Here is a 23,573-nt window from a genome sequence, read left to right on the forward strand (position 1 = left end):
TTAAACACTATTGAATTTAAATTAATTTGATAACAATTCCTGAATCTTTTCAACCAATTCAATATTGTCGAAGGGTTTTTCCATCACCGCACTGGCTCCTTCAACCAACGCTCTTTCTAGCGCCGCGGGCGGTTCTGCGGAAATCACCAAGACTTTTATCGATTTATATTCACTGTTGTTGCGAATAAATTCCAAAACACCAAACCCATCTAAGCCTGGCATTTTCAAATCCAAAGTAATCATTCGAGGCTTGTGCGAAGACATCATGGCACCGGCGCTGAAGCCGTCGTGGGCAATGGCAACGTCCATACCCTCGCGTCGCAACACACGCGCAATGGCGGAGGCCATCTCTTTGCTGTCCTCAACCACCAAAACACGACTGCTCTGTGCTTCAAACTCTTCCGGAATGGGGAAATCATTCTCTTTGAGAAACACAACAAAATCATCTTCGCGAATACGGTGATCACCGCGCCCGGGAAGTTTGTAAGCTTTTAAACGCCCACGCTCAATCCAACGAATTATCGTACGAAAGTTAACACCACAGTATTTCGCCGCTTCGCCGGTTGTCAGCACGCGAACTTCAGACATAAAAACCAACCTTTATGGCTCTTCGAAACGCCAAGGGAATTTTTAGACAATCACCTTAACGGGTTAATTTTATCAGGAACGGGACTTTAACCGAAAATCGAACCTGACAAAAATGACATTAATGACAATTTTATCACTTTGTAACACGCACTTTTACAAACGACACAATTGACAGGTTAGACATGTAACGTATAATTATCAACATTAATTGAAGCACTTCCCTTAACCGATGATCGGAAAAGCTCGATAGTTTCGGTTTATTCTTCCTTGTTTCGATTTATGCGCGTTAATTCCGAACGCGCCAAGAACACCCTAAGACCCTTCCCCCTCGGTAGTACAGAGGGGATTTTTTTTCAGCTAGTTTCTTAGACATCCTTGTATTCAATAAAGTGTTCAGCCCTAATAGACATTAGGGCTTTTTTTATGTGTATACTTGCCTAATTATTTAAGCTCAATAAATGATTAATGACTCTGAAAAAGACTTTCTAAATGATTGCCAATTATTCAGCTTCGGCTCGAATTTTAATTACTGACGACAACTTAATTAATTTAGGCATACTGAATAAAATTCTATCGAGCGAATTTTCGCAGATAGAAAAAGCCCACGATGGCGAACAGTGTTTGGCAGCCGTCCAACAAAAGTCTTTCGATTTATTACTGCTCGATATGAACATGCCAAATCTATCAGGTATGGAAGTCATTGAGGCAATTGCTAAATTACCCAGAAACAGACAACCGAGAATTATGGTTGTCTCAGCCGATCATTCTCCAGAAACCGTAGCCAATGCCTTTTTATTGGGCGCCGACGATTATTTAAAAACGCCGTACAGTAAAGAAGAATTACTCGCACGAGTGACAACCCAACTGGCGTTAAGAAGCCGTTCTCAATACTTAGAAGAATTGGTTAATCGAAGAACTCGGGAATTAACCGAAACCAACCAACGCCTGAAAGAAACCCATTCCCAACTGATGCAAGCCGAAAAAATGGCTTCTCTCGGGCAGCTAGCGGCGGGCGTTGCCCATGAAATTAATAATCCTTTAGCTTATGTAAATTCCAATCTACAAATGCTAGACGATTACTGCAAAGATATAGGCGCATTGATTCAAGCCTACTCCGAGCTTTTAGTGGATAAAAAAGACGACAAATCGTTTGAGAATATCGCGCAATTAACCAGAAAAATTAACCCTGAGTTTTTATTTGAAGACATTAATCAAATACTGCACGAATCTTTATCCGGGGTTAAACGCGTCAAAAAAATTGTTAATGATTTAAAAACCTTTTCTCACCCAGAACAAAAAATTTGGCAACAGACCGACATTAACCAAAGTTTGGACTCGGCCATTAATATCGCTAACAGCACTCTTAAATACAAAGCTCGAATTAATAAAGAAATTGAAGACCTACCACCCATTGATTGCATTGCCCCGCAGATCAATCAGGTGTTTGTCAATTTATTGGTAAACGCTGCACAATCCATTCAAGATCGCGGTGAAATTACCATTGTTACTCAAGCGTTAAACAATGAATCCATCCAGGTAAAAATTGCCGATACCGGAATTGGCATTGACAAAGAAAACCAATCTAAAATCTTTGATCCGTTTTACACCACCAAACCTGTCGGCGAAGGAACCGGCCTTGGGCTCTCGGTATCTTACGGAATTATTCAGGCACACAACGGAACCATCAAAGTTGACAGTAAAAAAGGTGAAGGTACTACATTTACCATCACCTTACCGATACAAAGAAATTAATCTATTTTACTTTGCTCGCTGCAAAATCAGACGTAAAACTGCCTTCATCAGAATTCGTAATATCACTTTCAACAGGCGGTTTTTTGACGAAAAAACCCATCACTCGTTTTACCAACCCCAGATAAACCCCAAGCCCTACTAACAAAACCGCGGCTCCCCAAATCAATAACGGATTGAATAATTCGTTATTAAAAAAGGTACCGAGAAACATCGCAAAAATAGGAGAAATCATACTGGTGAGCGATACCGTGCTCGCCGAAAGATTCTTAAGTAAAAAGAAATACACACTGAATCCAACTAACGAGCCAACCACCACTAAATACGCCAACGACAAGGTTGGTAACCAATGAATTTCTGCGGGAGTTTGCGCTCCCAACATAAACCACGTTATCCACAAACCCGGCAATGCAAACAGCATGCTCCCTGCGGATTGTTCCAGGGGTCCGGAGTTAACGCCGAGCTTTTTAATTAACACCGCACTGGTAGAAAATAAAAAGGTCGACATAACCATAGCAACAATACCGGCAACTGCCTCTGGACCAAATCGCACTTGATCACTAAAAACAACCGCCATACCAACAAAAGCGATGGCCATTCCAACAATTCGATGAAAACCGATTTTTTCTTTTAATATTATTTTAGACAACAGCCCAACAAAAAAAGGCGACGTAGAAAATAATAACGATATCAAACCCGTTGGGATTTTTTCAGCGGCCCAATAAACCAATGGCATATTAGGAAAGACACCAATCGATGCCGCCAAATACAAGCGCCAAGAATCTTTGTTAAAGAATAGAGGTTTACGCAAAATCAATAAGCACGCCCATACCAAAGCTGCACCTAACGTCATACGCGCAGTAACGGATAAAATAAATCCGAGGTCGTCACTGCTGATATGAATGGCCAACGGCGTCGTTGACCAAATTAAAATAACCAATATGTAGCTAATGAAAACTTTCACGCTAGCCTCATTCTTTTTTAAAGCAACAAAAAAGGCCGCAGTGTTTATGCTGCGGCCTTTGTGAAATTCTTAAGCGAATACTATAACTTAAACGGGCATTACTCTCTGCTTAGTAATTGACACAAAGGCACTTGTTGGCGAAGTCGCACTGGGCGCCACCAATAAGAGACAATATGTAACGGAGAACAAGCAAAAAGCTTCATAAAATTCTGACTAATAAAAACGGAGTTTAACAAGAGCAATGGAAATATCGCCCCAATTCGAGATGCGGTTAGTCTGTGCCAGATTCAGATCGAGGTCAAGCCGTTAAACTTAAATTAACGGATAAAAATTCTTTTTTAAGACGATGTGTGAACTCGTACTCCGGTGACAATTGTTCGTTCCCAGAATAACTCAACCACAACGAACGATAAGTGAAGCCAAGTTCAGGGTGAACACCCTCAGAGAAAATTTCCGCCAACGGTTTTAATACAAACGCGTGGTAAGTAATCTCGTCTCGCGGCAAACTGACACCGGCAAATTCACCGACCTTGTCATCAAACAGTAAAATATCAATATCCAAATGGCGATTGGAAAACTTCTTCGCGTTTTCGGGTCTTCCGTGCTGATATTCGATCGCACGCAAACTTTGGTGTAAGTCTTCGACCGATAAATCGGTTGATAACGAAATGACTAAGTTCCAGAAATCAGGCCCATCAAACCCCACTGCAGCGCACTCGAAGACCGTAGAGATTCGATTAATCTCACCGATTTTCTTCAACGAGGTTAACGCTTTAACAATGTTTTCTTTAGGAGATAAATTACTGCCCAAACCAAGAAATACTTGCGCCACAACCATGAACCTTATTTAGCGTGAACCACGCTCGACAACCAAACCGACAGACGCAGCATTTGCCACTGCACCCAGTTTTCTCACTTTGATACGAACCCAAGGCAGGTGATATTTTTGGATTAATTGATCCAATAAAATACCGACAAACGCTTCCAATAAAAGACACTGATGATTACCCGCTAATTGCTGAATGTCGTTTGCGACTTCGGCATAGTTGAGCGTGTCTTTTAAATTATCGCTCGCCATGGCGTTTGCGACATCAAAACCCATCTCAAGATCAACGCTTAACGTTTGGCGAACGTTTCGCTCCCAGTCATAAACACCAATGACTGTCTCTACCGTCAAGCCTTCAATAAAAACTGTATCCAAGGTACTTCTCTTATTTTGCTAATTGTTCATTCATAACCGCGCAAACGGAGTAAATAAACAGAGACTCTATAATGATGCGTTATCAAGCGGCGGCAGTTGCGTCATATCCCAACGCGGGCGAACGTGAACCTCCAGCGGTTCCGACTGCCCGGCCAACAGTCGCTGACAACCGGCAAATGCAATCATGGCACCGTTGTCGGTACAAAACTCATTGCGTGCGTAAAAAACACTGGCACCGACTTTTTTAAGATTTTCAGACAACAATTCTCGCAAGCGAATATTTGCAGAAACACCGCCGGCCATCACCAGGGTTTTGTAGCCTGTTTGTTCAATGGCGCGCTTGCATTTAATCGCCAGGGTTTGAACCACCGCTTCTTGGAACGCGAAAGCGATATCAGCGCAGGTTTGGTCGTCGGGAAGTCCGGTTTCAGTTTTGTGCTCGGCGACGGTATTTAAGGTATAGGTTTTCAAGCCACTAAAGCTGAAATCCAATCCTGGTCGATCCACCATGGGGCGAGGAAATTTAAAACGATTCGCCGTACCAGATTTTGCCAACGCAGCTATTGCCGGACCGCCAGGGTAATCGAGATCAAGCATTTTAGCGGCTTTATCGAATGCCTCACCAGCTGCATCATCGAGCGACTCGCCGATAATGTCGTAATCACCCAAACCGCGCACATCAACCAACTGCGTATGACCGCCAGAAACCAACAGCGCCACAAACGGAAATTCTGGTGGCCTATCTTCTAACATTGGCGCCAACAAATGGCCTTCCATATGATGCACACCCAGGGCTTCGCATCCCCAGGCAAACGCCAACGATCGAGCAAAACAGGCACCGACCATTAGTGCGCCGATTAATCCCGGCCCAGCAGTATAGGCAATAGCATCAATATCGGAGGTATCCGTCTGGCTTTCGGCCAGTGTTTCTTTTACCAAGGGCAACAACTTAACCACGTGATCGCGAGAGGCAAGCTCCGGCACCACGCCGCCGTACTCGGCGTGCACAGCAACCTGACTATAAAGGTTATGGGCTAATAATCCACGTTCAGAATCGTAAACCGCAACACCGGTTTCATCGCAGGAAGTTTCAATACCCAGTACACGCATACACTTAGCCGCCAAATCGTTATTTAGAAAAGCTGACGTGACGGCGCAAAATCAGCACGTCACGGGCGCGCAATAATAGACCTCCAAACCAATGATCGCCAGTCTATTGAGCCACTTTTTAAACAACAGAGATTGCTAAACAAGCCCAATAAGTGCAGCTTGCACCACTACAATCGCGGTTTTCAGAGCATCTTCGAGCAAGAGACCGATCGGTTAACCCCAATCTATTGTTGAATTGTCGCGAATTTTACTAATAACTCGAATTCTCGATTAAATTCAGCTTGCGGCATAAGCAATGAAAGTTTAGAATTTGCGCCCCTTTAAATAGGTATTGAGCAATATTCCAACGCAACACAATGTGTTTGCGTACTAAACTAAGATTTGCCTCAATACTGACTCAATTACATGACTTAAACAGGTGAAAGCGTTCTATGCCATCAGTAAAGATCAAAGAAAACGAGCCATTTGACGTAGCTCTTCGTCGCTTCAAGCGTTCTTGCGAAAAAGCCGGTATTCTTGCCGAAGTTCGCCGTCGCGAGCATTACGAAAAGCCAACTTCTGTTCGTAAACGTCAAGCAGCTGCAGCGGTTAAGCGCCACGCTAAGAAAGTTCAGCGCGAAAGCCGTAAGTTTCAACGTCTTTACTAATAGCATTTCCAGGCCTGCGCTTCATTTGTCGCAACTGCCTGGACTATCAAGCTAATGCTAGATCATACAGTGCCGCTGTTAACCTGTTCAGCCGCGCTGTATTTTTATTGGTGATCTTTAATTTTTCAACGGACAACATGAATTAAACATCACCAATACACCGCCGCACTTTTTCATCGTTGCTACTTCACCTAAACTGTTCAATGATCAGTCATAGCAACCAGACGGCATCCCTCCCGACAAACTCACCTACTCGCCAATCAAAAATACAGTAGCTGAGTAACAACATTCGGAGTTTCTAATGGCCTCAGAGCTTTATACCCAAATTAAAAACGGCGTTAAAGAAGCAATGCGCAGCAAGAATAAAGAGCGCTTATCCACATTGCGCCTGATTCAAGCAGAATTTAAACGCATTGAGGTAGACGAACGCATTGAACTGGACGACGCACGTATTTTGGTGGTGCTCGATAAAATGTGTAAGCAAAGAAGAGACTCCATCAATCAGTTCAAAGACGCCGGTCGTGACGATCTTGCCGAACAAGAGCAAAAAGAAGTTGCAGTAATTACCGAATTCTTACCTGCTGCTCTGTCTGAAGACGAAATCGATACCATCGTCACAGAGGCAATCGCAGAATCTGGCGCTGCCAGCCCACAAGATATGGGCAAAGTTATGGCGTTGGTCAAACCCAAAGTACAAGGCCGCGGCGACATGGGCTTGGTCAGCAAATTAGTGAAAAGCAAGTTAAGCTAATCACCACCATCAATTATTGATGCTCTTGAGAGCACACACTGTATGGGCGAGCGCATACCACAAGCGTTTATCGATGATCTACTTGATCGGCTGGATATCGTCGACATTGTCGATAGTCGTGTAAAACTCAAACGCGCCGGTAAAAATTATCAAGCGTGCTGCCCATTTCATGACGAAAAAACCCCTTCATTTTCTGTCAGCCCAGAAAAACAGTTCTATTACTGTTTTGGCTGTGGCGCCAGCGGCAATGCTTTGGGTTTCGTCATGGACTACGATCGGGTCAGCTTTCGAGACGCTGTTGAAAGCCTCGCTCGAACGGCTGGGGTGAGCATTCCAGAAACCAAAGAGCGCTCATCACAAGCCATCGCCGCAGATAAAAAACGCAAACAAATTTTCCAATTACTGACCCAAGCAACCGCGTTTTACCAACAGCAACTGCGCAAACATGAAAGCCGAATTGAAGCGGCAAGGTACTTAACCAAACGCGGCCTGAGCGCCGACATCGTAAAAAATTACCAATTAGGATTAGCACCTCCAGGCTGGGATTTGCTCATCAACCACCTAATTGAAGCCAACTCGTCGCTCAGCGAAGACACCGTTAAAAAGCTCGCTATCGAAGCCGGATTATTAGTAGAAAATCCAGAAAATCAGCGTCGATACGATCGTTTTCGAAATCGAATCATGTTTCCGATTCTCGACGTTAGAAATCGAGTTATTGGTTTTGGTGGCCGCGTACTGGGCAACAGCGAAGACAACAAAAAACAGCCCAAATATTTGAATTCGCCGGAAACTCCGGTTTTCCATAAAGGCAAAGAACTTTACGGATTAACGTACGCAAAAAAAATCTTCAGCCAAATTCCACAATTATTGGTGGTTGAAGGTTATATGGATGTGGTCTCGCTGGCGCAGTTCGACATTCACTACGCCGTGGCTACCTTGGGTACTGCGTGCGGCCAGGACCATTTAGAACTGGCCTTTAAACACACCCAAGAAGTCATTTTTTGCTTCGATGGCGATAAAGCCGGACGCAATGCCGCCAAGCGCGCGTTAGAAAATTGCCTTCCAACCATGCAAGACGGAAGGCAAGTTAAATTTTTATTTTTACCCGAAGGCGAAGACCCAGACACACTCGTTCGTCAAATAGGAAAAGACAGCTTCGAGCAAATGATTGGCAAAGCCATGCCGCTCGAAGAATATTTGTTTGATTCCGTTGCCGAAAATATGAATCTGGCAACGATGGAAGGCCGAGCCAGCCTCAGTAAAAAAGTGGCGCCATTAATTAATTTATTGCCCAAAGGTATTTACCGAGAACTGATGTTCTCGAACCTGGCAAGGCGTACCGAGCTTGACCTAGAAACCCTGCGCGAGCTAATGACGGAAACACCGGATTTAACGCCTCAAGCGGAGGATTCTACTGCGGCTGAAATGCCACAACACATAGAGTTTGCGCCAGACGACGTTCACGCAATCTATGAACAGATTGAACGAGAAGACGAACCGCCGTATTACACACAAAACCCGGTTGAACAAGCTCCAACGCAAACGGTTACTGACCATTCCGGTGAGATCGATATTACCCCGGAAAAACGCTTAACCATGTTGTTGGTACAAACACCAAGCATTGCAGAAATTGATCGAGACCTCAGTGTATTAAGAGGCTCCAAAAATGAAGATATTAAGCGCTTTCTTGAAATTTATGAGCTGTTAAAACAGCGGCCCAATTACAAAAGTAAGCACCAGATTGTCGGTTCACGCCTACACACTCACGGCAACAACGACATCGACCAAATTTCGGAGATCCTAAAAAGAGACCACTTGGCCGAATGCCAAGAGAGAATTGACTACGATCCCATCAGTGAATTTGAACACTGTTTGCAACAGGTGCAAACAAAGATCAAAAAGCTCAATACAAACAATGAGTTAAAAAGTTTATCAACCGTTAAAGGTGCAGGTTCAGACGCCGAAAAAGAGAAAGCCCGGCAGCTGATATTAAAACGACAGCAAGAGTTAAACATCAACACCGACAAACACTGATACACAAGCGCCCTTACGCAACGAACCAACCGCGCGACAGTTTTACAATCGGCGAAGTATTTACCGTCATCGGCAGTAATCGCTCGTAACAGTCACAATCATTGCCAAAAGCGCCGCTATTTATGCACCACAGCAAACGAATTACTCACAAAAAGGAGGCAACCTTGCGCTTCTCCACGCACAAAAAACCACCACTCAACCAAATTTGACTACTTGGTACACTTGATTTCATGGAACCAAGCACCATATTCACGCTATAATTGAGCGTTTACCGTTTTTCATTTTCACTGGTTTTATACAAGGTTGATAATGGCCGATACCGCCCAGCAACAATCCAGAATTAAAGAACTGATTTCTCGCGGGAAAGAACAAGGTTACCTCACCTACGCCGAGGTTAACGACCACCTACCCGATGACATCTCTGATCCGGATCAGGTTGAAGAAATAATCCAAATGATCAATGACATGGGCATTCGTGTGTTTGAAACAGCACCGGACGCCGATCAGTTGATCATGGCCGACAACGACTCTTCCACTGACGAAATCGCCGCTGCTGAGGCTGCTGCTGCACTTGCTGCCGTAGAAACCGAAGCTGGCCGCACCACCGACCCCGTGCGCATGTACATGCGTGAAATGGGCACGGTTGAACTGCTTACTCGTGAAGGCGAGATCGCCATTGCTAAGCGCATCGAAGAAGGCATGCGCGAACTCATGCATTCGATTGCCTACTGGCCAGGCGCTGTCGACAAAATTGTCGGCGAGTACGAGCTGGTTGAAAAAGAAGAACGTCGCTTACCCGATATCATCAGCGGTTGGTTAGACCCAACCGAGACTTTGCCGACCGAAGCGATTCCTGCCGCCGTTGCTGAAAAGAACGAGGAAGACGCCAAGAAGGACGACGAGGAAGAAGAAGACGAAGAAGATTCGAATTCCGACAGCGATGACGATGAAGAAGAAGGCCAAAGCGGTGTTGATCCCGAAGAAGCCAAAGAGCGCTTCGGTCAACTGAAAGAGCAACTCATCATCTCTAACTCAACTGTTGTTGAGAAAGGCCGCCATTCAAAAGAAGCGGGCATTGAGCTAGAAAAATTGGGCGAAATCTTTAAGTTCTTCAAACTGCCGCCACGCCAGTTTGACCCAATTTACCTTTACATTCGCGACGTTCTAGATCGTGTTCGTAAAGAAGAACGCAAAATCATGAGCCTGTGTGTGCGCAAAGGTAAAATGCCACGCAAAGATTTCATCAAAGAATTCCCAGGCAACGAGCAAGATGAAACCTGGATTCCAGGTATTATCGGCAAAGCCCGCGCTTACTCTGACAATCTAGTGCCGTTCCAACACGACATCATTCGTTCTCAGCGCAAGCTTGCCCAAATTGAAGAAGAAACCGGACTCGACCTAGGCTCTATTAAAGAGATCAACCGTCGCATGTCCATCGGCGAAGCCCGTGCTCGTCGCGCCAAAAAAGAAATGGTTGAAGCCAACCTACGTTTGGTAATTTCCATCGCGAAAAAATACACCAACCGTGGTTTGCAATTCTTGGATCTTATCCAGGAAGGTAACATCGGCTTGATGAAAGCGGTGGATAAGTTCGAATACCGTCGCGGTTACAAGTTCTCAACCTACGCCACTTGGTGGATTCGTCAGGCAATTACCCGCTCTATTGCCGACCAAGCACGTACCATTCGTATTCCGGTTCACATGATTGAGACCATCAACAAGCTCAATCGTATTTCTCGCCAAATGCTGCAAGAAATGGGTCGTGAGCCATCGCCAGAAGAACTTGGCGAACGCATGGACATGCCGGAAGACAAAATTCGCAAAGTGTTAAAAATTGCCAAAGAACCGATCTCCATGGAAACCCCAATCGGTGACGATGAAGATTCACATCTTGGCGACTTTATTGAAGATACCACCGTGCACTCACCGGTTGATACCGCTACCGGCCAAGGTCTAACCGAAGCCACTCGCGAAGTATTAGCCGGTCTTACCGCACGCGAAGCCAAAGTATTGCGCATGCGTTTTGGTATCGACATGAACACCGACCACACCCTCGAAGAAGTGGGCAAACAGTTTGACGTAACCCGTGAGCGTATTCGTCAAATCGAAGCAAAAGCGTTGCGTAAGCTGCGCCACCCTTCACGTTCAGACCACCTTCGCAGCTTCTTAGACGAATAAAGAAAATTCGCCGAAAAGCTGGAAACCGAACACAGGGCGCCCTATAATGCGCCCTTGTTCAAAATCGGTGAAAGCCGATTTACCTACCGATTTCAACGTGTGTTATCAACAAGCATGCAACAGAAATCACTTGGGGCCCTTAGCTCAGCTGGTTAGAGCACTCGACTCATAATCGATAGGTCCACGGTTCAAGTCCGTGAGGGCCCACCAATCAATGCTAATGCTTTAAGCAAAATTTCGAATCTAAAAACTTCTGATTTTTAGGGTTATATTTGTAATAACATTAATCCAAAAGCTTGCTTTATTAATACTCCACCAGAGCAACTTAATCATAAATAACTCCTATCAACCCTAAAAACCTTACCTAGAAATAGTATTTATTAGATACCTGACAACATTAGATTTTAAAATTTACCGGTTATTCAGCAAAAGCCTTAGCTGCCAACAACCCGAAACCCAAACCCAATAATCCAGTAATCAATACATTCCCATCACTCGCTTTATAAGCAACTATAGAAGCAGCTGTTCCGCACGACAAACCAGCTGTTACTTGCCGACTATTTGGCTTATCTTCGGCAACATGCCTAACAAAACATTCACAGTTATTTCCTAAAATCGAATAATCTGAATAATTAATCCATTTTCTAGCTCTTTGGATAATTTCTTCAGGAGAAAATAGGCTCCGAATCCTTGATACAGACCAACATCTCAAACCAACTACCACCGACCAAGCCCGTTCTGAAACGGTACCAGTTGCTCGAGATAAATCGATCAATAAGAACATTCCATCACCCCCTATCGCATCTGAGACGATTGCATAATGATAATAACTCCCACAGTCGACCTTAATAATATCCCCAGGTAATAAGGTTGAATTAGTATTTACTTGCATGTAACTTCGCTCTTTCTAATGATTAACAATAGCAAAACGCCATATATTCTTCTGAGACATAATTAATAATATTGGCATAAATGCGTTTAAATGAATAAAATCACATTTTGAATATGGAGTCAACATGAAACCAGGATCAACTTACACAGCTATTGTTGGCGCCGTGATAGCAAAAGAAAGAGAAGATAGAGGGATTTCACAAACTACTATTGCTAATTATGTACAAATTGGCCAGCCTGCATGGTCCAGAATAGAAAAGGGTGAAAGCGCCTTAACCATTGATCAGCTGGCACGAGCCTCAGAAGGGCTTAATATTTCACCTTCAGAAATATTAAGAATTGCGGATCAAACAGTGGAGAAAATGAAAATGGAAGACCTAGATGTTTCATATCAAAAGCCGAGCAGAAAAGCTGACCTAGCTAAGTCAGGGCTTCTTTTACTAGGTGGTGCCGCATTAGGCGCTTTAGTATATGCCGCTAAAAACAACAAAAATGAACCCAGATAATATTTTATATATTTACGAATAGATTAGCAAAACACAGGGCGACTAGACTCGTCCAGTGTCATTTTTATTCAGTTAATTCCAACTAAATTAAACCAATAAGCAATGTAAATTTTATTAGCCAATTATAATTTAGGCATAGAGAAAAAGCAGAAAAACCACTCCAATTTCAGAAATGTTAACACCCACCCCAAATCATCATATTTTTTCAAAAAAAATACTACCAATAAAGCAATTAACTTTTAGACTAAATAACACTTTCACTGTAACCAAGAACTTTTCTATCATTGAAAAACATGAACTACATTCCCAATGCATGATTCTTTTCGCAATTCAAACCCACAAAAAATACCTTCAAGAAACAATATAAACATCAAAACTTACTGTTTTGATCTTATTCAATCAACGATATAGAAGAAACACCTAACGAATACGGGCGATTATCTAGGAATCGATACGAAACATACAGCTTTAATTATTCTTTATTTGCACTATCTTACTAACTAGAAAAAAACATGAAATTTCCAGAAAACAGTCCCTCAAAAAGATGTATTACGCTAGCGCCAACTTAGAATATTATTCCAATTATTACGTAAAGATAAGTAGAAAAAATTAAGCTTGAAGATCCAAAATGGCTTCACACACCTTAAAGACAGCACAACCATAAAACCCTAAAGGTAAAAAACCTAATATCGGCAATATACAAAACGCAACACTCTACAACTTAACTCGCTAGGGCGGAAATAGTATCGTTTTTCAGAAAATGTAATTTCCTACCCCGTGACTTCCGCATCTCATCATCCAAATACCAGGGCAATAGCGAAGTAAAGAATTCTTTATCTATGATTATCCATCATTCAATTAAAAACTTTCAGTAATGGAGGATTACAACGCAACCCTCCAACCTCTCTACAAATAACTGATATAAACACCAAACACCGTTAGCCTTTCTGCGGCAATTGCACTCACACTGCAATCTAATACAACACTTCTGATTTTTGCTCCAACTCTAGGATTATCTACCTCAACGTGATCATAATTGCCATAGCTTACGGATCTGCGTTTCTCCATTGTTACGACGTCATTTGCGCGGGTATCTACGTAGGGTTGATTATAGTCTGCCACATATCGACAATTAGGTGCGGCGTCGAATGATGAATAAGGCGGCTTTGGAATCGAATGGATCTGCATGCCTACACTGGAGAAAATTAAATTATTATCGATGGCTATATAACATCGAAAACGTACAGATCCTGTGTGTGGATAAATAGAAAAATTATTATTTTCTATGTTCACATCGAAATCAAACGTAGGTTCGTACACATTGCAGGAATGAACGGGATTACTAAAAACACCATCAACTGGAACAGGCTCAGGATCGGCAGCATTTGCAACAAATGCGACCAACATCATTAAGACAAATGTAATATTTTTCACAAGAATTCCTTTGGTTTTATTTACCCATATTAGCGGCAAAAATAAATTTACCTTAAAAATATAGCCGCTAAATCAACCAAAGAAAAACTCAATAAAAAATATTAACGTAACGTAGAACACCCTACTTATTTATTACAGGAGCCTCTGATTAACCTCAAGATCACTCAGGCCAAGGAGTTTTTTTTCTGATTAAGGCGTGCTTTTGAAGGTCTAACGGGTTAAATCGAAAAAGCACAACGCTGAGCAGGAAAAAACTGGCAGGCCCCGTAGGGCGCGGTCTCAAACGCACATTTGCGGCGTTGCCGTTCTTATTAAGGACTAAGGCCATTAATTACAAACGGCGCCTTGCAACTGCACGTTTGAGACCACGCTGAGTAATTTTGAGGTTAATCAGAGGCTCCTATATTAGATAATTAATAAAACTCGCTCCGACTAAATCTCACCAACAACCGAAGCAAGTTTACTTACAGCTTAAGACTCAGATTTAAGAATAAACGTAAAGTAACCGTTTTCGCCTTCTACAACGTCCATATTCGTTGGAAAGTCGTCGTGTTTTTCGCAAATAACGTCACCGTTATCGTCTTTGAAGTAACATGAGCCGTTTGCACAATAGACACCTGATTTACCGCGCACACTCACTTGAGCAACGTGCTCAACGTACTCATCGCCAATAACACCAACAAGATAATATTCTTCCGTACCTTCGCTGATATTAGTATTACCGATATCTTCCGACACTTTAATATCTAAGGCGTAGGGCTTATCGCTACCGCCATCGGGAATATCATTGCGAAATCTTACGTAAATTCCATTGGTGTTAACTGACGTTACTTGCAGAACTGACAAGCCGCCAATGTCGGTAATATCAGGATCACTCTGTTCCAACACCTGAGATTTGCCTGCAAAACCACCGTGCTGCCAAAGGTAGACTTTTGTGTTTTCGCCTAATTCAACAGAATCAAATTTATCGTTGTACTGATAATATTCGCTGTTTGAATTTTGCAAATCGACAACACCGTCAGCGGCAGAAAAATTTAGGTTATCGCCCTCATAGTTGGTTTGGGTAAAGAAAGTTGCAGTTCCAGGAGCTGTGTTTTTTGAAGATGACATAATAGATATCCTTATTATTGGTTTAATGAGATTTATTTTTTGCTCTTTAACTAGCTTCTTTTTGAAGCACAAAAATTGTACTCAAACCAATTAATTCCTGTCTTTCCCCTTTTGTAAAAGAACTTGTAAATTAACCGTTCAATATAATAAAAAAATAGCGACTTTTATTATTTAAATTTCATTTATTTTAGGGTTAATTAAAGCTGTCTTTTAAAGCATCTTTTTCAATCAAAAAATAGCGTTTTACGACTTGTGATTTATGCGTATTTTTTTGGTCAAGATAAATTTATGCGAGAAATAATCTTCTTGCACCTACCTGAGCAGTCTGCCGACCAACAATTAAAGAGCTTCTGATTAAGATAGGAAATTTTATATTAGTAATTAATTGTGTGTAAGACGACTATAAAAACAATAACGTGATGAATGAAGCTAATGATCGAATGGATAAATCAATGACTTTTCTGACTGGCAAAAAAAAGCCCCAATGAGCATGGGGCTGAAGCACTTCCTACCAACTGTGTAGACATACAACGAGAGAAATGGTTACTGAATTTAATTCAGTGATTAACTTGCAACAGAAATAAGGTTGGCGTTGCCTCCGGCAGCGGTGGTATCAATGCACAAATGGCGTTCGATCACGTAGCGTTCTGGTTGATCCAATTCGGTAATTAACGGTAACAGCGCACCCGAGCGCAACGCTAAGGCTTTGCGTATCTCGCGTTGGTTATCGTCGTTAGCGTTACTAACAATTGCCGCGAAACCTTCGGATTGCTCAACTGCCAATGCAGTCAATTGCCCTTCACAACCAACAACAGGCAAATTATGCTGCTTGCATTGCGCCAATAAATCGTTGATACCCTCGGCGACAATAACAACACCATTGCCTTGCGCAAGTGCAACTGCGGCTTGTTTTAACACGCTGCCTTTGTCGGGCCCAAGACAAACCAATACACCACGACCTAGCTGCGATAATAAATTAAGTTCGCCGGTCGGCCCGGGCATTTCTTCAGTGCGGTGTAAGCTAGATGCCGTCATTGCTTTTAACTGCTCGGCAAAAATAGCTTCTAGTTTTTGCAATCGGTTTTCGTCCTTTTCCCATTCAGTTACATCCAGTTGATCGATCAACTGATTTAACTCTATCGAGCTAACTTCACGACCGGTAAACGGTGTTTTTTCGGTATCGCAATGTGACTGAGTAAAACGTTTTACGTAATGAGGACCACCGGCTTTGGGACCTGTTCCCGATAAACCTTCGCCGCCAAAAGGTTGTGAACCCACAATCGCGCCAATCTGATTACGGTTGACATAAATATTACCAACGGCAATTTTATTCACGATTTGATCGACCCGATTATCAACGCGGGTATGCAACCCAAACGTTAAACCAAAACCTTTGGCATTAATGTCGTTCACTACCTTGTCGATTTCTTTGGCCGAGAAAGTTGCTACGTGTAATACTGGGCCAAAAATTTCTTCTTCGATTTCTTCAATGCCCGATACTTTTAATACCGTTGGTGCAACGAAAGTTCCGGCCGCTGGAGTTTTCAGGCGTTTTAACAATTTACCCTTAGATTCAAACTCAGCGCAGTGTTTATCGATTTTTTCTTTTGAGGCTTTATCGATTACCGGGCCTACGTCGGTGCTGATGTACCAAGGATTACCTAAACGTAATTCTTCCATCGCGCCGAATAGCATTTCTAATAAATTATCAGCAATGTCTTCTTGAACATAAAGAATTCTAAGAGCGGAACAACGTTGACCGGCACTTTGGAACGATGACATTAACACGTCACGTACCACTTGCTCAGGCAATGCTGTGGAATCAACGATCATTGCATTCAAACCACCAGTCTCGGCCACCAGTGGCGCTTCTGGCGCAAGATTATCGGCCATCACGCGGTTAATGTGCTGTGCAGTTTGGGTAGAACCGGTAAAGCATACCGCCGCTATTCTCGGGTCAGAGGTTAACGCCGCGCCAACGGTTGAACCGCCACCGGGTAACAACTGCAATACATCGGTCGGAATCCCTGCTTCGTGCATTAACTCAACAGCGCGTGCGGCAATCAGCGGCGTTTGTCCGGCAGGTTTTGCTAACACGGCATTACCCGCCGCAATACCCGCTAACACTTGGCCGGAAAAAATCGCTAACGGGAAATTCCACGGCGAAATACAAGACACAATACCCCGAGCGTTAACATCAGATTCTGACTCAGATAAACGCTCTGCTTCATTAGCGTAAAAGCGACAAAAGTCGACGGCTTCGCGAATTTCGCCGACGGCATCCAACAAGTTTTTTCCAGCTTCACGACAAGCAAGCGCAAATAATTCTGGTGCGTTTTGTTCGAATAAATCGGCAATACGACGCAAACACTTAGCACGTTCTACAGGAGGTACTTTCGACCAAGATTGAAAACCTTGCTCAGCAGCCGCAATGGCGGTTTCGATTTCATTACCAGTCGCATTCATTAAGTAACCCACCAAGTCATCGGGATTGGCTGGGTTTCTTACCTCTTGAAAATTCTCTGCGCTTAATTCACCGTGAATAATAGGCTTTGCGTACCATTGCGTGGTTTGGAATGCTTCACGTTGGCCATCCAATTCTTCTAGGGTTGGAACATCAGTAATGTCCCAACCTTTGGCGTTTAAACGTTTTTCTCCAAAAATCATGGAAGGCTTAGCAATAAAGGCGCTCGCTTGTTCGCATTGCGCTTGATCCGCTTGCACAAATGGGTCTTTTGCTACTTCTTGTGGAGAAATACTTTTATCAACAATTTGATTCACAAACGAGCTGTTAGCGCCATTTTCTAACAAACGACGAACCAGGTAGGCAAGCAAATCACGGTGAGCACCAACCGGCGCGTATATTCGGCAGCGAGTTTTATTCGAACTCAATATCGATTCATGCAGAGACTCACCCATGCCGTGTAAGCGCTGGAATTCATAATTGGTGACTTTCATTTTTTGCGCCATAAATAAAACAGACGCACAGGAATGAGCATTATGAGTCGCAAATTGGGGATAAACTCGATCGGTCATCGCCAAGAGTTTTTCAGCACAGCAAATGTACGATAAATCGGAATTAAATTTACGAGTAAATACCGGGAATCCATCTAAGCCTAAAACCTGAGCACGCTTAATTTCTGTATCCCAGTACGCGCCTTTTACCAATCGCACCATCACTTTGCGATCTAACTGTTTGGCAAGGTTATAAAACCAATCCAAAACAAAGCTGGCTCGTAAACCGAACGCTTGCACGACAATGCCAAACCCGTCCCAACCTTGTAAGCGCTCGTCTTTTAGTACTGCTTCAATAACGTCTAATGATAAATCCAAACGGTCGGCTTCTTCGGCGTCGATATTGAAACCCATATTGGCTTCTTTTGCCTGAATGGCAAGTTCAAGCGTTCGCTCGACTAACTCTGTCATCACACGATCGCGCTGACCCACTTCGTAACGTGCGTGCAACGCCGAAAGTTTTACCGAGATGCCTGGATTCTCACGAATGTCGTCGTGCTTGCACGCGCTGGTGAGTTCTTTAATGGCGTTTGAATAAGCGCGGTGATAACGCACGGCATCGGCGTCGGTGCGCGCAGCTTCGCCGAGCATATCGTAAGAATAGGTGTAGCCTTTTTTCTCAAGTTTTGAGGCGCGCTTTGTGGCTTCGTCAACATTTCTGCCTAAAACAAACTGTCGGCCCAACTCTTTCATCGCCTGGGCAACTGCGGCACGCACTACGGGTTCACCCAAACGTTTTACCATGCCTTTTAATGATGAAGTCACGGTTTTGTTTTCATTTTCTTTGAGCAATTTGCCGGTAATCAATAATCCCCAAGTGGAGCTGTTTACCAACGATGAAGAAGAATGGCCTAAATGCTCTTTCCAGTTGCCAGGGACGACTTTATCTTCAATAAGGGCATCAATTGAGGTGCTATCGGGAACTCGCAACAGAGCCTCTGCCAAGCACATCAGCGCAATACCTTCTTTGGTTGATAAGCCGTACTCAGCAAGAAATTTTTCCATCAAAGAAGGAGCACTTTCAGACCGAACCTTTTCCACCAAGATAGCAGCGTTAGTAGAAATGGTACGTCGGTCTTGCAAACTTAAACTGGAGTTACCCGCGAGCAAATCAATCGCTTGGGATTCATCGGCCAAGTAGTGGTCTCGAATATCACGGCGCAAATGTTTAATTGTGGAGCACATTCTTTTTTCACCTCTTTTTATCTTTGCAATATCAGTGACGACAAAAACTCGATTGCCCTCCTGTGCTTTTGAGGTTTTAGTGTAGTGTCGAAAAAAAAGTTTATTCACCTTAATTCAAAAGCTTTCTAGGAATTTTCCCTTTTTTTTCTTACCCACTAGCCAAGCGTATTTTTATTAGAACCAAATTTAGGAAAATTATCTTTAGGCATAAAAAAACTCCGACTATTTTCATAGCCAGAGTTTTTATTTACTGCTAAAAATTTATTAAAGGAGCTCCTGATTAACCTCAAAATTACTCAGCGTGGTCTCAAGCGTGCAGTTGCAAGGCGCCGTTTGTAGTTAATGGCCTTAGTCCTTAATAAAAACGGCAACGCCGCAAATGTGTGCTTGAGACCGCGCCTTTCAGGGCCTGCCAGTTTTTTCCTGCTCTGCGTTGTGCTTTTTCGATTTAACCCGTTAGACCTTCAAAAGCACGCCTTGATCAGAAAAAAACTCCTTGGCCTGAGTGATCTTGAGGTTAATCAGAAGCTCCTATATTTTACTTAGTATTAACTTTTAACTTCAGCCAATACTTCTTCAAATTGATCAGTCACTTTTGAAGATGGCGCAGCTGATACTTTAGATCCGATAACAATGGCTATGAATGCCAAAATAACACCGGGAATAATTTCATACAAATCGAAAATACCGCCAGAAAGTTGCTTCCATACCACCACAGTAACACCACCGACAACAATACCCGCTAGGGCACCAATTTTTGTCATATTCTTCCAATACAGCGACATCAATATTGCCGGGCCAAATGCAGCGCCGAAACCTGCCCAAGCGTAAGATACAAGCGATAGAACTTTAGAGTCTTTATCGAGCGCTAAAATGGTAGCAATGACGGCAATAGCGATCACGGCAATTCTGCCCCCGTTGACCAATTGTTTCTCGGTCGCGTCTTTATTAAGCAAGGTTTTATAGAAGTCTTCGGTCATTGCCGAAGAAGCCACCAACAATTGGGAATCCGCTGTACTCATAACCGCGGCCATAATGGCAGCCAACAAAATACCCGCAATGACTGGGTGGAACAAAGCATCAACCATAACCATGAATACGGTTTCACTATCGGCCAGATTATTCGGTAAATAACCGATGGCGGTTAAGCCAATTAAACACGCACCAGCCATAGATACCGCACTCCAAATGACTGCAATTCGACGTGCCGCAGGTACGGAGCTTTTGTCTTTAATGCCTTTGAAACGCGCTAAAATATGAGGTTGACCAAAGTAACCCAATCCCCAACCCAACAGCGATAAAGTGCCAATCCAAGTGATGGCCTTGCCTTCTGCGTCGGTGAACATGTTTAATAGCTCGGGATTTTTTGTCTCGACTGCATTAAGTGCACTATCAATACCACCAACTTCACCTAAAGTAATTAACGGCACTAACAACAGCGCACCGACCATCAACAAACCTTGAACTACGTCGGTCCAGGCAACCGCTAGATAACCACCAAACAAGGTGTAGGAAATAACCGCTGCCGCACCAATTAAAACGGCCCAGGTATAGTCAAAGCCGAATACGGTTTCAAATAATTTACCACCAGCGACTAAACCGGAACTGGTGTAAAACAAGAAGAAAATAAGAACAAAGGTTGCGGAAATAACGCGAAGAGTATGACTGGTGTCGTTAAAGCGGTTTTCGAAGAAGGCGGGAATGGTTAAGGAATTATTGGCTCGGTGGGAATAAACTCTTAAACGTTGTGCAACCAACAACCAATTTAACCAAGTTCCAACTAACAAACCAATGGCCAACCAAAACGCTCCAAACCCGGCAACTAAAGCAAACCCTGGCAGTCCAAGTAAGAGCCAACCACTCATGTCGGAAGCACCCGCACTCAAGGCGCTGGGAATGGGCCCTAAATTTCTACCACCGAGCACATAATCTGATAAGTTTTGTGTGCGACGGTACGCAACGATACCGATGGCGAGCATCAACGCCAAATAAATAACAAACGTCAGGGTGATCATTAGATACCTCTTAAGGAAATATTTTTAATTTCTGATTATTATTCTTTCTTTCGCGTTATATCAGTCTTTTTGTAAATTCTGCGGGTTGCCACAGGTATTGAATTTTTAAATTCTTATATAAAAAGGATCAATAATAACGAAATGAAAGCATACCGTTATGCGAATAGGTTTTTCCTCCGAATTCGCCTATTCAGTAGGCATTTGTAGTAATTTATAACCGAGATTTGAGTAATTTTACCCCCAATCTATTCGCCAAAGCCATTTACCCTACAGTAAAAGTACTCTATAGATTTATTCCAAACTAACACTTGCAATAAATAGGCGATATATCTATCTTGATAAAAATTATAAGACCTTTTGACTAACACTTAGTAGAGACCTTGTCATGGATAATCTGGATAAACTTGATATGTCCATTTTGCGCGAAATGCAAAAAAACGGACGAATCACCATCACTGAATTAGCTTCGCGTGTCGGTTTATCCAAAACCCCCTGCCAAGTCCGGGTAAAGCGGTTAGAAGAACTGGATTACATTCAAGGTTATACCGCAATCATCAATCAAAAAAAACTTGGTGCCAGTCATATCGCGTTTGTTCAATTAACCATGAACGACACAAAAACCAAGGCTTTACGGGCATTTAATGACGCTGTTCGAGAAATTCCCGAAGTTGAACAATGCCATATGATGGCCGGTAATTTTGATTATCTGTTGAAAGTACGCACAACCAGTATTGAATCTTATCGAGAAGTCCTCGGGGAAAAAATTTCCAACTTACCTCATGTTAAGCAAACCAGTACATTTGCCGTCATGGAAGATATAAAAGACATCGCGTCAAAAGAGCTGTAATACCGCTGCCACTGCATAAGAACACATAAATGCAATGAGCAGCGAAATACGATCAAACGCGATTAAAATTTATAATCCGCAAATAGGCGGGTTTCATTAATGTCCTCACCTCCGGTTTCTACACGAATATAGGCCAGCATTGCTCGGAAACTTAACCCCGGAACACTGGCAACGTCGTAGTGAAGCAATAAATTTCCTTCTTCGTGATCTTGATCTCGACCCTCTTGTTCAAATTCACCGTCGGCGTAACGCACCATTACATTCAAGCCTTCAATGGGTGTTGTGTAATCAAATCGAACCAGAAATGAATCTTCATCTTTACGGTTAAAATCTGAATACTGAACGGCATTCCAGGTAACATACCAAGGATCGTCCGCACCGCCCCAACGAGCATTGTAAGCAACATCACCTCCGACACCCTGATAACTCAAGGTTAATTTTAAAATGTCATTAATCGGCAATCGAACCGCGACATTCGTCAATCGTGAATCCTGATCCGCCGAGCTTGTGTGAGCACTGCCGTAATCAGCTATGTATTGGTGGAAATCCACCGACACACCGCTGTCAAACAAATACGAAGCATTCACGTAGCCTTGGGTTGCAAAGTCTTCAGCGAAACCAAATTCACCGGTTACATTTAAATTTCCCCAAGTACCGGTAGCGCCAGCAAAATAAACGCCGTATTTATCGCCGTTAGCATCAACGTACTGCTCGAATTCCGCTTGCTCTTTTGCAGAAGCCCGGTCTGAATACATTGCGTACACGGTAGCTCGACCCAACTTGCTTTCTAACCGAATGGCCTGAGTAGACGGTTCAGTCGCGCGGTTGTCTTGGTCATTAAACAAAGCGTAAGACGTAATCCAACGGCCTGCCCTCAATGTGGTAGATTCAGTCAAAGGTACATCGACGTAGGCCTCAGCCAGTTTGGCAAAGCTATCGCTGTCTTCATCGAGCGTACCAATAGATTGATCATCACCGTGACCATCTAATTTGGCATTACCAATAAATGTAGCGCCAAAATTAATAGAATCAGTGAGAGAGCCGGTAGCAGACAATTTCAATGCTTGAGTTAACGACACAACATCGGTATTTCCGTCCTGGAAATCTCGATTAAAATACAGTGTTCGTAAATTGCCATTGACTTCAACATCGCTTGCTAGAGAAGTTTGTGAAAGAGCACCTGCAAATGCCACTGCTGTGGACAAGAAAAGTTTTTGTATTTTAGCCATAATATTATTATTCGATTTATCGTTTTCTGGAGAGGAGTTGCTCGATAATTGTATTTAAATGGCTAAAGTCGAACTGTCTGTTCTTGACGATCGAAGAAGATAATTAACTAAAATTTAAC

Annotated in this window: 18 protein-coding genes and 1 tRNA gene; 8 read left to right on the forward strand and 11 right to left on the reverse strand. The window is 43.1% G+C overall.

What is annotated here, in order from left to right; genetic code table 11:
• Positions 1-21: 21 nt before the first annotated feature.
• A complete protein-coding gene (locus LU361_RS04565) occupies positions 22-588 on the reverse strand; it encodes a response regulator (protein ID WP_233087347.1) in 567 nt (188 codons plus the stop codon).
• A 489-nt stretch (positions 589-1,077) separates the two neighbouring features.
• On the opposite strand from LU361_RS04565, the gene LU361_RS04570 reads away from it, so the two are divergent.
• The gene (locus tag LU361_RS04570; RefSeq protein WP_233087349.1) at positions 1,078-2,340 is read left to right on the forward strand and encodes a hybrid sensor histidine kinase/response regulator; all 1,263 of its coding nucleotides are present in this window, start codon (positions 1,078-1,080) and stop codon (positions 2,338-2,340) included.
• A 1-nt stretch (position 2,341) separates the two neighbouring features.
• Here the strand turns inward: LU361_RS04570 and LU361_RS04575 are convergent, their stop codons facing one another.
• From LU361_RS04575 to tsaD, 4 genes are all read right to left on the reverse strand, one after another.
• On the reverse strand, positions 2,342-3,301 hold the full coding sequence (locus tag LU361_RS04575) for a DMT family transporter (protein ID WP_233087359.1): 960 nt from the start codon (positions 3,299-3,301) through the stop codon (positions 2,342-2,344).
• 298 nt (positions 3,302-3,599) lie between these two features.
• Positions 3,600-4,133 carry a 2-amino-4-hydroxy-6-hydroxymethyldihydropteridine diphosphokinase gene (gene folK / locus LU361_RS04580; RefSeq protein ID WP_233087368.1) on the reverse strand — a complete coding sequence of 178 codons (534 nt, stop codon included), beginning with the start codon at positions 4,131-4,133 and terminating at the stop codon, positions 3,600-3,602.
• Between the two features lie 15 nt (positions 4,134-4,148).
• Complete coding sequence (gene folB / locus LU361_RS04585; RefSeq protein WP_233087370.1) at positions 4,149-4,502, reverse strand: dihydroneopterin aldolase; 354 nt, start codon at positions 4,500-4,502, stop codon at positions 4,149-4,151.
• A 66-nt stretch (positions 4,503-4,568) separates the two neighbouring features.
• Complete coding sequence (tsaD, locus tag LU361_RS04590) at positions 4,569-5,612, reverse strand: tRNA (adenosine(37)-N6)-threonylcarbamoyltransferase complex transferase subunit TsaD (protein ID WP_233087372.1); 1,044 nt, start codon at positions 5,610-5,612, stop codon at positions 4,569-4,571.
• Positions 5,613-6,043: 431 nt separating this feature from the next.
• Here tsaD and rpsU point away from each other — a divergent pair, with 431 nt between their 5' ends.
• The 5 genes from rpsU to LU361_RS04615 all read left to right on the forward strand — a co-directional run bounded on the left by rpsU (position 6,044) and on the right by LU361_RS04615 (position 11,432).
• Positions 6,044-6,259 carry a 30S ribosomal protein S21 gene (gene rpsU, locus LU361_RS04595; protein ID WP_233087375.1) on the forward strand — a complete coding sequence of 72 codons (216 nt, stop codon included), beginning with the start codon at positions 6,044-6,046 and terminating at the stop codon, positions 6,257-6,259.
• A 301-nt stretch (positions 6,260-6,560) separates the two neighbouring features.
• Entirely contained in the window at positions 6,561-7,010 is a 450-nt protein-coding gene (locus LU361_RS04600; RefSeq protein ID WP_233087377.1) for a GatB/YqeY domain-containing protein, read from the forward strand.
• A gap of 42 nt (positions 7,011-7,052) precedes the next feature.
• Complete coding sequence (gene dnaG, locus LU361_RS04605) at positions 7,053-9,044, forward strand: DNA primase (protein ID WP_233087379.1); 1,992 nt, start codon at positions 7,053-7,055, stop codon at positions 9,042-9,044.
• A gap of 309 nt (positions 9,045-9,353) precedes the next feature.
• Positions 9,354-11,222, forward strand: a complete 1,869-nt coding sequence (rpoD, locus tag LU361_RS04610) for an RNA polymerase sigma factor RpoD (RefSeq protein WP_233087381.1) — start codon at positions 9,354-9,356, stop codon at positions 11,220-11,222.
• A 133-nt stretch (positions 11,223-11,355) separates the two neighbouring features.
• Positions 11,356-11,432 (forward strand) — tRNA-Ile (locus LU361_RS04615).
• A gap of 208 nt (positions 11,433-11,640) precedes the next feature.
• On the opposite strand, the gene LU361_RS04620 is transcribed toward LU361_RS04615, so the two are convergent.
• Complete coding sequence (locus tag LU361_RS04620) at positions 11,641-12,114, reverse strand: lecithin retinol acyltransferase family protein (RefSeq protein ID WP_233087383.1); 474 nt, start codon at positions 12,112-12,114, stop codon at positions 11,641-11,643.
• 124 nt (positions 12,115-12,238) lie between these two features.
• Here LU361_RS04620 and LU361_RS04625 point away from each other — a divergent pair, with 124 nt between their 5' ends.
• A complete protein-coding gene (locus tag LU361_RS04625; protein ID WP_233087385.1) occupies positions 12,239-12,619 on the forward strand; it encodes a helix-turn-helix domain-containing protein in 381 nt (126 codons plus the stop codon).
• 906 nt (positions 12,620-13,525) lie between these two features.
• Here the strand turns inward: LU361_RS04625 and LU361_RS04630 are convergent.
• The 4 genes from LU361_RS04630 to putP all read right to left on the reverse strand — a co-directional run bounded on the left by LU361_RS04630 (position 13,526) and on the right by putP (position 21,378).
• Positions 13,526-14,053, reverse strand: a complete 528-nt coding sequence (locus LU361_RS04630; RefSeq protein WP_233087387.1) for a hypothetical protein — start codon at positions 14,051-14,053, stop codon at positions 13,526-13,528.
• A 471-nt stretch (positions 14,054-14,524) separates the two neighbouring features.
• Complete coding sequence (locus LU361_RS04635) at positions 14,525-15,163, reverse strand: beta/gamma crystallin domain-containing protein (protein ID WP_233087395.1); 639 nt, start codon at positions 15,161-15,163, stop codon at positions 14,525-14,527.
• A gap of 564 nt (positions 15,164-15,727) precedes the next feature.
• The gene (gene putA, locus LU361_RS04640) at positions 15,728-19,363 is read right to left on the reverse strand and encodes a bifunctional proline dehydrogenase/L-glutamate gamma-semialdehyde dehydrogenase PutA (RefSeq protein WP_233087397.1); all 3,636 of its coding nucleotides are present in this window, start codon (positions 19,361-19,363) and stop codon (positions 15,728-15,730) included.
• 548 nt (positions 19,364-19,911) lie between these two features.
• On the reverse strand, positions 19,912-21,378 hold the full coding sequence (putP, locus tag LU361_RS04645; protein WP_233087406.1) for a sodium/proline symporter PutP: 1,467 nt from the start codon (positions 21,376-21,378) through the stop codon (positions 19,912-19,914).
• A 385-nt stretch (positions 21,379-21,763) separates the two neighbouring features.
• Between putP and LU361_RS04650 the strand changes: the two genes are divergently transcribed.
• A complete protein-coding gene (locus tag LU361_RS04650) occupies positions 21,764-22,225 on the forward strand; it encodes an Lrp/AsnC family transcriptional regulator (RefSeq protein ID WP_233087408.1) in 462 nt (153 codons plus the stop codon).
• A 62-nt stretch (positions 22,226-22,287) separates the two neighbouring features.
• On the opposite strand, the gene LU361_RS04655 is transcribed toward LU361_RS04650, so the two are convergent.
• Positions 22,288-23,454 (reverse strand): OprD family outer membrane porin, encoded by a 1,167-nt coding sequence (locus LU361_RS04655; protein ID WP_233087410.1) that lies wholly within the window; start codon positions 23,452-23,454, stop codon positions 22,288-22,290.
• Positions 23,455-23,573: the final 119 nt, after the last annotated feature.

The sequence above is a fragment of the Sessilibacter corallicola genome (genome assembly GCF_021290925.1).
Lineage (GTDB): Bacteria > Pseudomonadota > Gammaproteobacteria > Pseudomonadales > Cellvibrionaceae > Sessilibacter > Sessilibacter corallicola.